Annotated in this window: 12 protein-coding genes, 1 tRNA gene and 1 pseudogene; 5 read left to right on the plus strand and 9 right to left on the minus strand. The window is 61.3% G+C overall.

Annotated features, from left to right (window positions below; all coding sequences use genetic code 11):
* The first annotated feature begins 71 nt into the window (after window positions 1–71).
* Complete coding sequence (locus ACFJIU_RS16190) at window positions 72–461, plus strand: DUF427 domain-containing protein (protein ID WP_379061446.1); 390 nt, start codon at window positions 72–74, stop codon at window positions 459–461.
* Between the two features lie 24 nt (window positions 462–485).
* Here the strand turns inward: ACFJIU_RS16190 and ACFJIU_RS16195 are convergent, their stop codons facing one another.
* The gene (locus tag ACFJIU_RS16195) at window positions 486–728 is read right to left on the minus strand and encodes a LysR substrate-binding domain-containing protein (protein ID WP_379061448.1); all 243 of its coding nucleotides are present in this window, start codon (window positions 726–728) and stop codon (window positions 486–488) included.
* On the minus strand, window positions 725–1,378 hold the full coding sequence (locus ACFJIU_RS16200; RefSeq protein WP_379061450.1) for a LysR family transcriptional regulator: 654 nt from the start codon (window positions 1,376–1,378) through the stop codon (window positions 725–727). Before ACFJIU_RS16200 ends, ACFJIU_RS16195 begins: the two co-directional genes overlap by 4 nt.
* A gap of 173 nt (window positions 1,379–1,551) precedes the next feature.
* On the opposite strand from ACFJIU_RS16200, the gene ACFJIU_RS16205 reads away from it, so the two are divergent.
* Window positions 1,552–1,974, plus strand: coding sequence for a VOC family protein (locus ACFJIU_RS16205; RefSeq protein ID WP_379061452.1), 423 nt, complete (start codon window positions 1,552–1,554; stop codon window positions 1,972–1,974).
* Between the two features lie 32 nt (window positions 1,975–2,006).
* On the plus strand, window positions 2,007–2,738 hold the full coding sequence (locus tag ACFJIU_RS16210) for an SDR family oxidoreductase (protein ID WP_379061454.1): 732 nt from the start codon (window positions 2,007–2,009) through the stop codon (window positions 2,736–2,738).
* Between the two features lie 33 nt (window positions 2,739–2,771).
* Here ACFJIU_RS16210 and ACFJIU_RS16215 read toward each other — a convergent pair whose 3' ends face one another.
* The gene (locus tag ACFJIU_RS16215) at window positions 2,772–3,530 is read right to left on the minus strand and encodes a polysaccharide deacetylase family protein (RefSeq protein WP_379061456.1); all 759 of its coding nucleotides are present in this window, start codon (window positions 3,528–3,530) and stop codon (window positions 2,772–2,774) included.
* A 90-nt stretch (window positions 3,531–3,620) separates the two neighbouring features.
* On the minus strand, window positions 3,621–6,281 hold the full coding sequence (ppdK, locus tag ACFJIU_RS16220) for a pyruvate, phosphate dikinase (protein WP_379061458.1): 2,661 nt from the start codon (window positions 6,279–6,281) through the stop codon (window positions 3,621–3,623).
* Window positions 6,282–6,644: 363 nt separating this feature from the next.
* On the opposite strand from ppdK, the gene ACFJIU_RS16225 reads away from it, so the two are divergent.
* The gene (locus ACFJIU_RS16225; protein WP_379061460.1) at window positions 6,645–6,989 is read left to right on the plus strand and encodes a VOC family protein; all 345 of its coding nucleotides are present in this window, start codon (window positions 6,645–6,647) and stop codon (window positions 6,987–6,989) included.
* A 119-nt stretch (window positions 6,990–7,108) separates the two neighbouring features.
* Window positions 7,109–7,182: transfer RNA gene (locus ACFJIU_RS16230), tRNA-Gln, on the plus strand.
* An 88-nt stretch (window positions 7,183–7,270) separates the two neighbouring features.
* Here ACFJIU_RS16230 and ACFJIU_RS16235 read toward each other — a convergent pair.
* The 5 genes and pseudogenes from ACFJIU_RS16235 to ACFJIU_RS16255 form a co-directional block, all read right to left on the minus strand.
* The gene (locus ACFJIU_RS16235) at window positions 7,271–7,927 is read right to left on the minus strand and encodes a class I SAM-dependent methyltransferase (protein WP_379061462.1); all 657 of its coding nucleotides are present in this window, start codon (window positions 7,925–7,927) and stop codon (window positions 7,271–7,273) included.
* 154 nt (window positions 7,928–8,081) lie between these two features.
* Window positions 8,082–9,056 carry an NAD-dependent epimerase/dehydratase family protein gene (locus ACFJIU_RS16240; RefSeq protein ID WP_379061465.1) on the minus strand — a complete coding sequence of 325 codons (975 nt, stop codon included), beginning with the start codon at window positions 9,054–9,056 and terminating at the stop codon, window positions 8,082–8,084.
* A 210-nt stretch (window positions 9,057–9,266) separates the two neighbouring features.
* Window positions 9,267–12,727 (minus strand): annotated as a pseudogene (gene smc, locus ACFJIU_RS16245) (chromosome segregation protein SMC).
* A 60-nt stretch (window positions 12,728–12,787) separates the two neighbouring features.
* The gene (locus ACFJIU_RS16250; protein ID WP_379061468.1) at window positions 12,788–13,522 is read right to left on the minus strand and encodes a DsbA family protein; all 735 of its coding nucleotides are present in this window, start codon (window positions 13,520–13,522) and stop codon (window positions 12,788–12,790) included.
* A 143-nt stretch (window positions 13,523–13,665) separates the two neighbouring features.
* Complete coding sequence (locus ACFJIU_RS16255) at window positions 13,666–14,163, minus strand: DUF721 domain-containing protein (RefSeq protein ID WP_379061470.1); 498 nt, start codon at window positions 14,161–14,163, stop codon at window positions 13,666–13,668.
* Window positions 14,164–14,175: the final 12 nt, after the last annotated feature.

A 14,175-nucleotide genomic window follows, 5' to 3' on the forward strand; every position in this document is an offset into this window, starting at 1 on the left:
TGGTTTTGTCAGCAGGTTGCTGGCGCTAGCCATCGCCGGCTCTATATGGGAGCCAGCAGTGGAGATGTCTTATGGACCAGAAAGCCAATCCTGCCCCCGGTTTCAAGCGCAGCCCTGGGCACACGATCACCGTCGAACCGTTCGATGGCACGGTTACCGTCAGCTTCGGTGACACGGTGATCGCGACCTCCGGTCGTGCCCAGCTTCTGCAGGAAGCGAACTATCCGCCGGTGCTCTATGTGCCGTTCGCCGACATTCGATTTGACATGCTGGTGCCAAGCGACAGCTCGACCCACTGTCCCTTCAAGGGTGATGCCAGCTACTGGAGTGCCGATACCGGCGTTGAAACGCGCAGGGATGTGATGTGGGCCTATCAGGCACCCTACGACGAAATGCTCGTCATCAAGGATCACGGTGCATTTTACCCTGACCGGGTCGAGATCGAAACAACCGCAACCTAGCTCTTCCCTGCCAATACCGATCCCTCAAGTCTTGGCTGGTTGGATTTCCGAAAGGAGCCAGTCCCGAAAAGCCCGTACCTTGCGCTGACGAATGGCATCAGGAAGATAGACGACGTAGAAGCTGGAAAGAGACTTCAGCGCGTGCGCGAAAGGACGAACCAGCCTGTCGCTGGCCAGATCGGCGGCGACAAGCATGGTGCGGCCGAGCACGACCCCCTCACCCTGCACGGCAGACTCGACGGCGAAACTGGCGGAATCGAAGGTCAACCCGCTGCAGGGGTCCACGCCTTCCACCCGCGCGCTGGCAAGCAGGTTGCCCAGTCGATCGGATAACCATCGTGGATCAGCGTATGGTGCCTGAGGTCCTCAGGTTCGTGCAGCGGATGCGCGCCTTCAAGCAGCTTTGGACTGCAGACCGGGAAAACCTCTTCACCAGCCAGGAATTCCGATGTCAGCCCGGGATAGTCACCGCTGCCATAACGTATGGCGACATCGATGCCGTCGCCGCGGAAGTTGGTGAGTTTCCCTGTCGTCGAGACCCGAACGTCGATATCGCCGTGAGCGCGATGGAAGCGATAGAGCCGCGGCACCAGCCATTTTCCGGCGAAACCGTCAGACGTGCTCACATTCAGCGTCGTGTTCGAATGGCGGCTCGTCGCGGAGGCCGTGGCTATCGCCAATTGATCAAGCATGTCGCGGACGGCGCGCGCATAAGGTTCGCCGACGGCAGTGAGACGCACGGACCTCGTGGCACGCTCGAACAGCTGAACGCCGAGCTGATCTTCAAGGTTCTTGACTGCCCTGCTGATGGCACCATGCGTGACATTGAGTTCTTCCGCCGCCCTGGAGAAGCTCAGATGCCGTGCGGCTGCCTCGAAACTCGGTAAGGCGTTGAGTGGCGGAAGCTTGCGAGCCATCGGTTATCTGTGAGTGATCTTCACAAATTTGTGCCAACTAGTGGTTTGTCGGTCAATTCACTACCGGCGAAAATGTCAGCCAATTTGTGATCAAAGCTCACGGGATCAGCATGGCTACGATTCATCCTTTTCTATGGTTCAACGGAAATTCGGCAGAAGCACGGGATTTCTATATGTCGGTTTTCAAGGACGCGAAGGCTCTCGGAACCCGGGAATTCACCGACGGTTTTTCCAAGGCGGGCGGAGGCGTTCCACATGCGGTCTTCGACTTCGAGCTCGAAGGGCTGAAGCTGACAGCGCTCGACGCAGGATCCATGCCGCCCTTCAATGAACGGCTTTCGCTCTATATCGAAACCAGGGACCAGCAGGAGACCGACTACTACTACCATGCGCTCATCGCAGGTGGCGGCTCCGAAAAGCCGTGCGGCTGGCTGCAGGACAAATTCGGGGTCTACTGGCAGGTCATCCCGGAGATCGCGCTGAAACTGATGACCGACCCGGACCGAGAAAAGGCACATCGGGCAAGGCAGGCCATGTACGGCATGACCAGGATCATCGTCGCGGACCTGGAAGCTGCCTACGCAGGTCAAGCGTAATCCTCCAACATCATCAAGAGCAGAGGCTCCCCATGGCATCGCTTACGGGCAAGAAAATCGTCGTCGTCGGGGGCAGCTCCGGCATCGGGCTCGGTGTGGCTGCTGCAGCTTTGCAGAATGGCGCCGATATCACGATCGTCGGTCGTTCGCACGACAAGCTGCAGACTGCACGACAATCACTTGGTGCAGACAGCAATGTGAGAAGCATTGCTGCCGACATGACCAAGGAAGCGGAAGTCAGCCGGCTGTTCGAGGAAATCGGATCGTTCGACCATCTCGTCTCGACGGCCGGGACGCCGCCCCCAAATTATCCGATCAACGATACCGACATGGATTTCGTGCGCAGCTTCGTCGACAACAAGCTGATTGGTGCGGTCATGCTCGCCAAACATGCGGCACGTACGCTTAGAATTGGAGGCTCCATGACCTTCACCTCCGGTATCAACAAGGATCGGCCGCCGGTTCCTGGCGGCTCGGTGGTGTCCGCCATCGCCGGTTCGTTCAGCTATTTCGCCAGGGCGCTCGCGCTGGAACTCGCACCGATGCGTGTCAACATCGTATCGCCCGGCTGGGTCGACACGCCGATGTGGGACGAGCTTGTCGGAGAGGCCAAATCCGGCTTCTTCCAAGACATGGGTTCCAGACTGCCGGCTGGAAAGGTTGCAAATCCTGCCGACATCGCGCCTGCCTACCTCTACCTCATGGCAAACGAGTTCATGACGGGTGAGACGCTCCATATCGATGGCGGACAGAGGCTGATCTGAGAGGCTAGCCATCCCGCGCGCGCAGGCGCGCCCTCAGTAACCAGCAACCGTCTCAACCGTTGTGCCGTCCGAGCCTTCGGCAGGAACATCGGACAGCTTGACGAACGAAAAGCCCTTGGCCTTGAGCGCGAGGATCCCTTTGGCGACCCCCTCGCCAGCCGCATGTGTCGGCTGGTTGATATGGGCGATCACCACGTCGCCATCACGGGCAGCGGCAATGCGTTTTTCGGTGGTTGCGGCACCAAGCAGCGAGCCGCCATCGCCGTTGACGGAGTAGCCGGCGACCCGCAGACCAAGCTTGCGGATCTGCTCGATGGCACTTTTGCTGTAGCGTGCCGTTGCCCCGCGAAACCAGCGCGGTGCCGTCGCACCGGCCGCCTCGATGGCTTCCGCGCCGCCTCGCACTTCCTTGTCGACCGCCTCGGGTGAACCGGCTGCGGCAATGCCGAAGATACGGATCGGCCGATCAACAGCCGGCACGTGCATGGCACCGTGGTCCTCGATCTCGAACAGGTCCGGATGTGCTTGCAGTTCGGCCAGCACATCCTTGTTATGCTTCAGCCAGCGGCCGGTGACGAAAATCGTCGCCGGAATGCTGTTGTCGACCAGCACCGACAGGATGCGGCGATCGGTCTTGCCCATGCAGGCATCGAAGGTCAGCGCAACACGCGGCACAGCTTTGCCGCCCGGCGTTATGCGCAGCGTCGGCTCGACAAGACGTTCCGACGGCCCGGCGAAGGCCGGACCGCTCAGCAGCGTCGCCGTCAAGGCAGCGGTGACAAGGATGCGCATCGCAATTTCCAAAGAACTCTGTTCCCGCCGCCCATGGCTGGCGAAAACGGCGATCTTGCGACGGAACGTGCAAGACCGCCGGATGTTCCTCTACTTCGCCACCGCCGCCTGCGCCGCCGCCAGACGGGCGATCGGCACGCGGAAGGGCGAACAGGAGACGTAGTCCAGCCCCACTTCCTCGCAGAAGCTGATCGAGGCCGGATCGCCACCATGCTCGCCGCAGATGCCGAGCTTGATGGACGGACGCGTACCCCTGCCCTTTTCGGCAGCCATGCGCACCAGTTCGCCAACGCCATCGCGATCGAGCGACACGAACGGATCCTGCTCGATGATGCCTTTCTGGCGATAGGTCTCCAGGAAGGAAGCCGCATCATCGCGCGAAATGCCGAAGGTGGTCTGCGTCAGGTCGTTGGTGCCGAAGGAGAAGAATTCCGCCGTCTCCGCAATGACATGGGCGCGGATGGCTGCCCGCGGCAGTTCGATCATGGTGCCGGTGAGGTAGTCGATCTTGACGCCGGTCTCGTCCATCACGGCCTTGGCCACCTGGTCGATGCGCGCCTTCACGTAGTCGAGCTCCTTCACGATGCCGACCAGCGGCACCATGATTTCCGGCACCACCAGCGCGCCGGCCTTGCGACCGGCCTCGACTGCCGCCTCGAAGATGGCACGTGCCTGCATCTCGGCGATTTCCGGATAGGAGACCGCCAGACGGCAGCCGCGATGGCCAAGCATCGGGTTGAATTCGTGCAGGGCCTCAGTGCGCTGCCGAAGCTTGTCGGCCGAGACATTCATGGCGGCGGCGACCTCGGCCACCTCCTCCTCGGTCTTGGGAAGAAATTCATGCAGCGGTGGGTCGAGCAGTCGGATGGTCACCGGCAGACCGGCCATGATCTCGAAAAGTTCCAGGAAGTCCGAGCGCTGCATCGGCAGGAGCTTGGCAAGTGCCGAGCGACGATCCCTCTCGGTATCGGCCAGGATCATCTCGCGCATGGCGACGATGCGCGCGCCGTCGAAGAACATGTGCTCGGTACGGCAGAGCCCGATACCTTCGGCACCGAAGGAGCGGGCCATGCGCGCGTCGGCCGGTGTCTCGGCATTGGTGCGCACTTTCATGCGGCGCGCACCATCGGCCCATTCCATGATGGCGGCGAAGTCACCGGACAATTCGGGCTGCAGCATCGGCACTGAACCCTTCAGCACCTGGCCGTTGCCGCCATCGATGGTGATAATGTCTCCCTTCTTGAAGGTGGCGCCGAGCGCAATCAGCACGCCTGCCTTATGGTCGACGCGCAGCGAACCGGCCCCTGAAACACATGGCTTGCCCATGCCGCGCGCGACCACTGCGGCATGGCTGGTCATGCCGCCGCGCGTGGTCAGGATACCTTCGGAGGCATGCATGCCGTGAATATCTTCCGGCGAGGTTTCGACGCGCACCAGGATTGCCTTGCGGCCCTGCGATTTCAGTTCTTCGGCGTCGTCGGAGGAGAACACGATCTCGCCTGTGGCGGCACCAGGCGATGCCGGCAGGCCGACGCCGATGACGTTGCGCTCGGCGCGCGGATCGATGGTCGGATGCAGAAGCTGATCGAGCGAAGACGGATCGATACGGGCCACCGCCTGTTCCTTGGTGATCAGGCCTTCATGAGCCATGTCGACCGCGATCTTCAGGGCGGCCTTGGCCGTGCGCTTTCCGGATCGAGTCTGCAGCATCCACAATTTGCCGCGCTCGATGGTGAATTCGAGATCCTGCATGTCGCAGTAGTGCTTTTCGAGCTTGTCCGAAATCGCGACAAAGTTGGCAAAGGCCTCCGGCATCAACTTCTGAAGCGAAGGCTTGTCGGAACCAGCGGCGATGCGGGCTGCCTCGGTGATGTTTTGCGGCGTGCGGATGCCGGCCACGACATCTTCGCCCTGTGCGTTCACCAGGAACTCGCCGTAGAGCAGCTTCTCGCCGGTCGATGGATTGCGGGTGAAAGCGACGCCGGTAGCCGAGGTCTCGCCCATATTGCCGAATACCATGGCCTGGACGTTGACGGCCGTGCCCCAGGCTTCGGGAATATCGTGCAGGCGACGGTAGGTGATAGCGCGCGCGTTCATCCAGCTGGAAAAGACGGCGCCGATGGCGCCCCAGAGCTGCTCACGCGGATCCTGGGGGAACGGTTTGCCGAGCTCTTCTTCGACCTTGGTCTTGTAGAGCGCGATGACACCTTGCCATTCGATGGCGGAAAGTTCCGTGTCGAGTTCGTAGCCAAGGCTGGCTTTCTGGTCCTCCAGGATTTCCTCGAAGACCTCGTGATCAAGTCCCATCACGACATCGGAGTACATCTGGATGAAACGGCGGTAGCTGTCATAGGCAAACCGAGCGTCACCGGAATCGCTCGCCAATGCCTCGACCGTCTCGTCATTGAGTCCGAGGTTGAGCACGGTATCCATCATGCCCGGCATCGATGCACGGGCACCGGAACGCACCGAGACGAGAAGCAGTTTGCCGGGATCGCCGAAGCTGCGGCCGGTAATCCGGCCGATGTGCCCGAGTGCCTCGTCGACATCGCCCTCCAGTGTACCCGGATAGACGCGCCCATCGGCATAGTAGTGATTGCAGGCGTCGGTGGTGATCGTAAAACCTGGCGGCACCGGCAGGCCCAGGCTGCACATCTCGGCCAGGTTGGCCCCCTTGCCGCCCAGCAGATTTTTATCTCCGGCGCGGCCCTCGGCCGCTCCGTCGCCAAAGGTGTAGACCCACTTGGTCATGCTCGCTCCTCAGCCTGGTTTCGCCTCTGGGGCTCCTGCCCCGGGGTAAGCCTCGCGGCCTGCCTAGGATGCTGCGCTGCGAAAGGCAAGCGCTTGAAACTCTCGCCCGCAGCTACAATCGATTAAGCCATTTTAGGGGTGAGTGATGTGTCGGAAATCGGGCAACTGGTGCCACTCGAAAGGATGGTGGGATGCCATGTCATCAAACTCCGTTCTCACGGGAAAAGGAATCGCTCGACCGGTTCGACAGAGAAGGCGGACAGCTCGCCATGCCGAATCCAAGCGCCCTCATAGCCATGAAGCCCTTGAGTCTCTGGCGGTTCCCATGCCATAAAGAACATATGAAGAACAAAGGGTGCTGCAATGCGTAAGACAGGCAAACTCGACTACATCGAAATGCCGGCTACCAAAGGCAAGCTCGACAACGTCAAGGCATTCTACAGCGCGGCCTTCTCCTGGTCGTTCACGGATTACGGGCCAACCTATTCGGCTTTCAACGAAGGCCTGGACGGCGGCTTTGATGCCGACCCCTCCGCTGCAACGGCCAAACCACTGCCGGTGCTCTATTCGGAAAACCTGGAAGAGACGCTCGACGCGGTCACCAACGCCGGCGGTACGATCGTCAAACCGATCTTCTCTTTTCCTGGCGGCAGGCGTTTTCACTTCGCGGATCCGGCCGGCAACGAACTGGCCGTCTGGAGCGAATAGCCGTTGCGCGAGCCCCAGACCTTCCGCGGGGCTCGTGCATCGATTTTGGCATGTTATTGGCGATTGTGCTTTTGGCCGGCTCTGCCTATAAGGCCGCTCACATCCGATTCATCGGCTGTTGGGGCGTCGCCAAGCGGTAAGGCATCGGTTTTTGGTACCGACATTCCCAGGTTCGAATCCTGGCGCCCAGCCACAGGCTTACCAACAGTTTATATTAGCGTAGTGCCGCAAGCGCATGGACCTGCCGTGTAGGACCAAGGCACTCCTACACTCGTCCGATCTCAGTATTGCGGGGATTTTGGAAATGCTTTTGCCCAGTCTTTCTTGATGAAATCGAGGCAGATCGACTCGTTTTCATCATATGTGAAGCTGGAGCCATGCTCTGTGTATCGCCGACTGATCAGCCGATAAGCCGGATTCCAGGTAAAAATCCTCGAGAAATCCATTTTGTGAGCAAATACACCGGTTCTGTGAGAGTACGCATTCTTGAAAACGTGCCTGGGGCTAAAGTCCAAAATAGCGACCAACCCACCATCGACCAGAACACGATCAGCCTCCGCGGCTATCTTAAAATAGTCCCTTGGATCAGTCAGATACAAACAAAACCCGAAGATAAGTGTATCGACGCTGGAATCGGGCAGGTCGATCCTGTCGGCAGTTCCGATCTCAAATGCAATTCCAGGATATGTCGCACGACCGTGGGCAACAGCCTTTGTTGATGGATCAAAGCCCCAGCATCTTGATCCGAATTTGTCGCGAAGAAGCGATAAACGTTCACCTTCTCCACATCCGATCTCGGCAATCAGTTTTGGTTGAACCTGCAAGCTCAGCATTTCACCTACGACGAGATCTGTTCCCTTGTGCCCAAGGGCGGCAAGGTTACGCTCAAACCAAGCGTCACCTTCTCCAGAGAGAAAAATCGATTTCTGCGAAGTCATCGTAACGCTCGCTTGAGAAGACGGGGCTGGCTTAGTCCTGCGAAGAAGCCACACAAAGCTCGTGTTGCCAAGCAATCGTGGCCGGCGATCCAAAGCTCTTTTTGGAGCAGTGTCAGGGCGATCGCAGCTGATTATCTTGCCCTGAGGTTGAGGCCTACCCGCGCTGCTGCCATTCGGCGCGATACCATTCGACAAACTTGCGCAATCCATCTTCGGTGGAGGTGTTCGGCTTGAAGCCGATGGCACGATCTAGCGCCGTGACATCGGCAAAGGTGCGCTCGACGTCGCCGGGCTGCATCGGCTCGTATTGGCGCTTGGCCTCGATGCCTATCAAACGCTCCAGCGTGTCGATGAACTCACCCAGTCGCACCGGGTTGTTGTTGCCGATGTTGTAGAGCCGCGCCGGCGGCGACTCGCCGCTGGGCGGATTGTCCAGGATTTTCACCACCGCTTCGACGATGTCGTCGATATAGGTGAAGTCGCGCCACATCTCGCCCTGGTTGAAAACGCGGATCGGTTTGCCGGAAAGAATAGCCTTGGTGAAAAGCCAATATGCCATGTCCGGCCGCCCCCATGGTCCGTAGACCGTAAAGAAGCGCAGGCCCGTCAACGGGATGGAATAAAGGTGAGCATAGGTGTGGCTCATCAATTCATCGGCCTTTTTGGTGGCCGCGTAGAGCGAGACAGGTGTGTCGACCTTGTCGGTTTCCGAAAACGGTATCTTGCGGTTGCCGCCATAGACCGAACTCGACGAGGCATAGACCAAGTGCTCGAAACCGGGTTGTGCCCGGCAAAACTCCAGCACTTCCAGGTGACCCGCAATGTTGGAGCGAATGTAGGCGCGCGGATTGTCGAGCGAATGGCGCACGCCGGCCTGGGCGGCGAGATGCACGACGCGTTTGATGCCACGACCTGAGAGCGAAGCCAGGGCATCCTCATCCGCAATATCGAGCTTGTGGAACGAGAAATCGGTGCGCGGGGAAAGCCGTTGCAGGCGCGCCTGCTTCAGCGCCGGATCGTAATAATCATTCAGATTGTCGACGCCAATGACCGCTTCCCCCCTGTCGAGCAGGCGATGGCAGATATGACTGCCGATGAAGCCGGCCGCGCCGGTGACGAGTATGGGCAAAGGCGTTCTCCGCGACCGCTGGCTGCGACCGGGCGAGCCGGCCGACGGTTGAGTGCTATCACCGAGATTGTCGAAAGTTCAACAGCACAGATGGCGAGGAAGCATCGTTAGAGCGTCGCACATCCATTCCGACGCACAAAGGACGCTCCAACACTTTGAATGTGCGCATCGTGCTTTCCGAAAATCGATTCCGATTTTCGGACCGAGGCGTCAGCTTGCTTCGCGCATCGCTTCGGCAGCCTGCAGGTCGACCGAAACCAGCTGGCTGACCCCTTGTTCGGCCATGGTAACGCCAAACAGCCGATCCATGCGTGCCATGGTGATGGGATTATGGGTGATGACGACGAAACGTGTCTCCGTCGACGCCGACATTTCGTCCATCAGGTTGCAGAAACGTTCGACGTTGTGATCGTCGAGCGGCGCATCGACCTCGTCCAGCACGCAGATCGGCGCCGGATTGGTGAGGAAGACTGCGAAGATCAGCGACATTGCCGTCAGCGCCTGCTCACCACCGGACAACAGTGTCATGGTCTGCGGCTTCTTGCCTGGCGGACGGGCAAGGATCTCGAGGCCGGCCTCGAGCGGATCTTCCGACTCGATCAGCTGCAGTTCGGCGGTGCCGCCACCGAACAGATGCGTGAACAGCCGCTGGAAATGGCCATTGACGAGTTCGAAGGCGGCAACCAGCCGCTCGCGACCTTCACGATTGAGGCTCTGGATGGCCTGGCGCAGCTTGCGGATTGCCTCGATGACGTCCTCACGTTCGGAAACGATGGTCTCCAGCCGCTCCGACAGCTCGCGCTGCTCCTCCTCGGCGCGCAGATTGACTGCACCCAGCCGCTCACGCTCGATCTTCAGCCGCTCCAGCTGACGCTCAATCTCGCCCATGTCGGGCATCGGGCTATCGGCCTCCAGCCCGGTGTGGCGAATGACCAGATGCGGCGGCGTGTTCAGCGCCTCCTGGATACGCGCCTCCACCTCCTGCCGACGCTCGTCGGCGGCGGTCAGCCGTTCCTCGGCACGCACGCGTGCTTCACGGGCTTCGGCGAGTGTGGTGATGGCCGCAGTCGCTGCCTTGTCGAGCTCGGCCTGGCGATTTTCGGCCTCCTGCAAGCGATCGGCGGCGTTCTTGCGCAACGCTTCGGCTGCGGACAGCTGCGACAGCAAGGCACGGCGGCGCTGGTCGAGCTCATCGGGTGCATCGGCCAGTTGCTCGCGTTCGGCCGCGGCTTCCGCCTTGCGTTCACCAAGCGAGGCGATCTGGGCGGAGGCATTCTCTGCTCGCGACAGCCAGTTGTTGCGCTCTCCCTGAATGGATTCCAGGCGGCGTGTACGCGCCTCCGCTTCGCGCTTCAGCCCCTCATGGACGGCACGCGCATCGGCGAGCGCCACGCGATCGCGCGAGACATGAGCGGCGGCCTGTTCGAGCCGCGACTGCAGATCGGCAAGATCGGGAGCATCTTTCAACTGCTCTTCCGCCTCGACGTGGATGGCGGAGGCTTCTTCATGGGCCTCGACCACCCGGGCACGGGATTCGGTCAGGGCAGCCCGCCGCGTCGTGAACTCACCGGCAGCTCTTTCGGCTTGAACCAGCGCATTGTGCGCGGCGTCGAGTGCGTGCTGTGCTTCGCGCCAGGTTTGGCGCGCCCCCTTTCGGCCTCGACGGCGGTACGCAGCCCCGCTTCCGCCTTGGCAAGGGCCTCCTCGGCCGCGCGCACGACACGCGTGGCGGCAATCGCCTCAGCGTCGAGTTCGGCCAACCGGTTCTTCTGCGCCAGACGCTGCGCGGCAGGCGTCGGTGCATCGGCACTTGCCGTGAAACCGTCCCAGCGCCACAGCGCCCCTTCGCGGCTCACCAGCCGCTGGCCTGGCGCCAGCAACGCTTGCAGGCGCTTGCCGTCAGTTGCTTCAACGATGCCGATCTGCGCAAGGCGGCGGGCAAGCTGTCCGGGTGCCTTGACGACGCTGGCGAGGTTGCGAACGCCCTCGGGCAAGACCGGATCGCCGGCCTGCACCTCACCATCGCCCCAATGCACGGGAGCACTGCGGTCCAGCGGCACATCGAGATCTTCGCCAAGCGCTGCCCCAAGGGCGGTCTCGAAGCCGCGTTCGACGCTGATCTGCTCCAGCACGGCAGGAAAGAGGTCGCCACCGCCAACCGAATTCAGGATCTTGGCCAGTGTGCGTGCTTCCGTCTCGACACGAGCGAGCTCCGCCTTGGCCTCCTGCAGCGGACCGCGCGCAGCAGCCTCGGTACCACGGGCCTCGACCACCTGCTGTTCGCTTTCCATGGCCGCGGCCTCGGTGGCAGCAAGTGTTTCAGTCGCCTCCTCAACGAGCACCTTTTTCTCCGCCGGGTCGGCAAGAGCAGCAATGCGCTGGCCGATCTCGGCAAGCTCACGATCAGCATCGGCGAGCTGGCGCGCGAAGCGGTCACGCCGTTCAGCAGCTTCCCGCAATGTGCGCTCGATCTGGTTACGGCCGGCCGCAGCCTCCGCGCGTTCAGCGGTCAGCTTTGCCAGTTTTTCCTCACTGGCCGCCAGCGTGGCCGTCGCCTGCTCGAAAGCGGCACGGGTGTTGGCTTCCCGCTCTGCTGCGCCGGCATTTTCGGCATTCAGCGTGTTTTCTTCCGTCGCCAGCCGCTCCAGCACGGCAGCGTTGTCCCGCACCATACGCTCTTCGCGCTCGATGTCGGCGTCCAGCTGCTGCAGGCGCCGGTCGAGCTCGCTCTGGCGGGCACTGATGCGGCCGGCCTCCTCCTCGATCTGCGACTTGGCGATCGACAGGCGCTGGAAGGCGGCCGCGGCCTTGGCTTCCGCATCACGCAGATCCGGCAGGCGATTCGCGCTGATTGCCTGTTCCTTGGCAGCATTCATCTGCGAAGCGGCGCGGTCGCCGACCAGCGCGGTCGCGGTCGCCAGTGCGGAACGCGCTTCGCCTTCCTGCGCCTTGGCAAGGGTCCAGCGCAGATGCAGCAACGTGGCTTCCGCCTTGCGGATATCGGCCGAGAGGTTCTTGAACCGCGACGCCTGGCGTGCCTGACGCTTCAGGCTTTCGATCTGGCTTTCCAGTTCGCCGACGACGTCGTCCAGCCGCTCGAGATTCTGCTCGGCGCCCCTCAACCGCAATTCCGCTTCGTGGCGGCGGGTGTGCAGGCCTGAGATGCCGGCTGCTTCTTCCAGCAGCGCGCGGCGCGCCTGGGGTTTGGCCTGGATCAGCTCGCCGATACGCCCCTGTCCGACCATCGAAGGGGAACGGGCGCCGGTCGACTGGTCGGCGAAGAGAAGCTGCACGTCCTTGGCGCGCGCTTCCTTGCCATTGATGCGATAGACCGAACCCGCCTCACGCTCGATGCGGCGGGAAACCTGCAGCTCATCAGCGTCGTTGAAGGCGGACGGCGCGGTGCGATCGACATTATCGAGGAAAAGCGTGACTTCGGCCGTGTTGCGAGCCGGCCGCGTATTGGAGCCCGAAAAGATAACATCGTCCATGCCGGACGCGCGCATGTTCTTGTAGGAGCTTTCGCCCATCACCCAGCGGAGCGCTTCCACGAGGTTCGACTTGCCGCAGCCGTTCGGCCCGACGATGCCGGTGAGACCGCGTTCGATAACGAACTCACCGGGTTCGACGAAGGATTTGAAACCGAGCAGGCGCAGCCGCGAAAACTTCATTCGCGCAGCCCCGTACGGGCGCTCGCGCCGAGCCGCTGCCGTCCCGGCGCCGCCGGAACGTCAGAGCAGAGGGTCGATGATGGCCGACATTTCCTCAATCGACAACGCACCCTTGTAGGTTTGACCGTTGATGAAGAAGGTCGGCGTTGAGTCGACCTTGAATTCGTCCGCGCCGCGCTTCTGCACTGATCTGACTTGGTCCAGAAGTTTCTGGTCCGTCAAGCAGGCATTGAAGCTCTCCTGTGTAAAACCGGCCAGCTTGGACAATTGGAACATGGCATCCTTGACATTTTCGGCCACTGCCCAGTTCTGCTGCTGTTTGAAGAGCACGTCCACCATCGGGAAATAATTATCGCCGGCGCAGCGCGCCAGCATGAAGCCGGCCTCGGCGCGCGGATCGAACGGGAATTCGCGGAAGATCAGCCGTGCCTTGCCCGTGTCGATATACTTGGTCTTCAACTCCGGCAGCGTGGTCTCGTGGAAATGCGCGCAATGCGGGCAGGTCATGGAAGCGTATTCGACGATGGTGACCTTGGCATCGTCCTTGCCAAGCTGCCTTTCCGGCAGCACGCCTGGCTTCAGGAGTTCAGCCATGTCGACGGAGCCCGACGACTGCGGAGCGGCCGCTGCCGGCTTTGCTGCCGGCTTCATCGCGTCCGCCGGTTTGGCAGGCTCGGCCGGCTTGGCGGTTTCGGCTTCCGCCTCGCCTGCTTTGTTGCAGGCCGCGAGCGCCAGCGCGGCCGGTGCAACGGCCAGCGTGGTCAGAATGTGTCTGCGGGACAGAAGACGGTTCATCGAATCACCTGATCAGGATTGGGATTTTGCAATGGATAGCCAAGGAAAAGCGAGAGTTCGCGGGAATTAAGGCATAGCGGTTGCCGAGTCCAATCGCGAAAACCTGTTGAAACGATCACGAAAGCGCGAGAGCGCGGTGAAGTCTACTTGCGCCGACCGATGATGCTGGCGCCCAACCTTTCCAGCGAAGCCCGCAGGCCCTCGTCTTCCACGCCGCCGACAACACGTTCAAGGCGGCTCTTCTCCAGCGGTGTCAGGGGCCTTGCCGGCTGGACGGTGCGGCGTTTGGCCTCCGTCAGCGGTTTCTGCACGATGCGGATACGACCGATGGCCTGGAAGCCCAAAAACGCGTTGACGCGGCCAATGATCTCATCGGCCTGATGCTGGAGATGCAGTGCAGCGACACCCTGGCACGCAACCACAAGGGCAGCAGGCTCGAATGGATCCTCTTCACGCATCCGGCGTGGCCACTGGATCCGCTCCGGCCGTGACGTGCCGGCAAGGCGCGGCCCGACAATCTCTTCCCAGGACTGCACCAGACCGATCGAGATGCCAGCGCGCTTGCGCAACACCGGTTCCAGGATGCCGGTTGCCAGATCGCTAACCGGTACAGGATTGCCGTAAGGGGGTTTCCCTGTCATGCGTTCTCCGTC

Origin of the sequence: Mesorhizobium sp. UC74_2 (assembly GCF_042701485.1) — a bacterium.
Classification (GTDB): Bacteria; Pseudomonadota; Alphaproteobacteria; order Rhizobiales; family Rhizobiaceae; genus Mesorhizobium.

Coding starts and splice junctions, on each gene's coding strand:
- ACFJIU_RS16190 (WP_379061446.1), top strand. CDS start 72: ATGGACCAGAAAGCCAATCCTGCCCCCGGTTTCAAGCGCAGCCCTGGG.
- ACFJIU_RS16200 (WP_379061450.1), bottom strand. CDS start 1,378: ATGGCTCGCAAGCTTCCGCCACTCAACGCCTTACCGAGTTTCGAGGCA.
- ACFJIU_RS16205 (WP_379061452.1), top strand. CDS start 1,552: ATGTCGGTTTTCAAGGACGCGAAGGCTCTCGGAACCCGGGAATTCACC.
- ACFJIU_RS16210 (WP_379061454.1), top strand. CDS start 2,007: ATGGCATCGCTTACGGGCAAGAAAATCGTCGTCGTCGGGGGCAGCTCC.
- ACFJIU_RS16215 (WP_379061456.1), bottom strand. CDS start 3,530: ATGCGCATCCTTGTCACCGCTGCCTTGACGGCGACGCTGCTGAGCGGT.
- ppdK (WP_379061458.1), bottom strand. CDS start 6,281: ATGACCAAGTGGGTCTACACCTTTGGCGACGGAGCGGCCGAGGGCCGC.
- ACFJIU_RS16225 (WP_379061460.1), top strand. CDS start 6,645: ATGCGTAAGACAGGCAAACTCGACTACATCGAAATGCCGGCTACCAAA.
- ACFJIU_RS16235 (WP_379061462.1), bottom strand. CDS start 7,927: ATGACTTCGCAGAAATCGATTTTTCTCTCTGGAGAAGGTGACGCTTGG.
- ACFJIU_RS16250 (WP_379061468.1), bottom strand. CDS start 13,522: ATGAACCGTCTTCTGTCCCGCAGACACATTCTGACCACGCTGGCCGTT.
- ACFJIU_RS16255 (WP_379061470.1), bottom strand. CDS start 14,163: ATGACAGGGAAACCCCCTTACGGCAATCCTGTACCGGTTAGCGATCTG.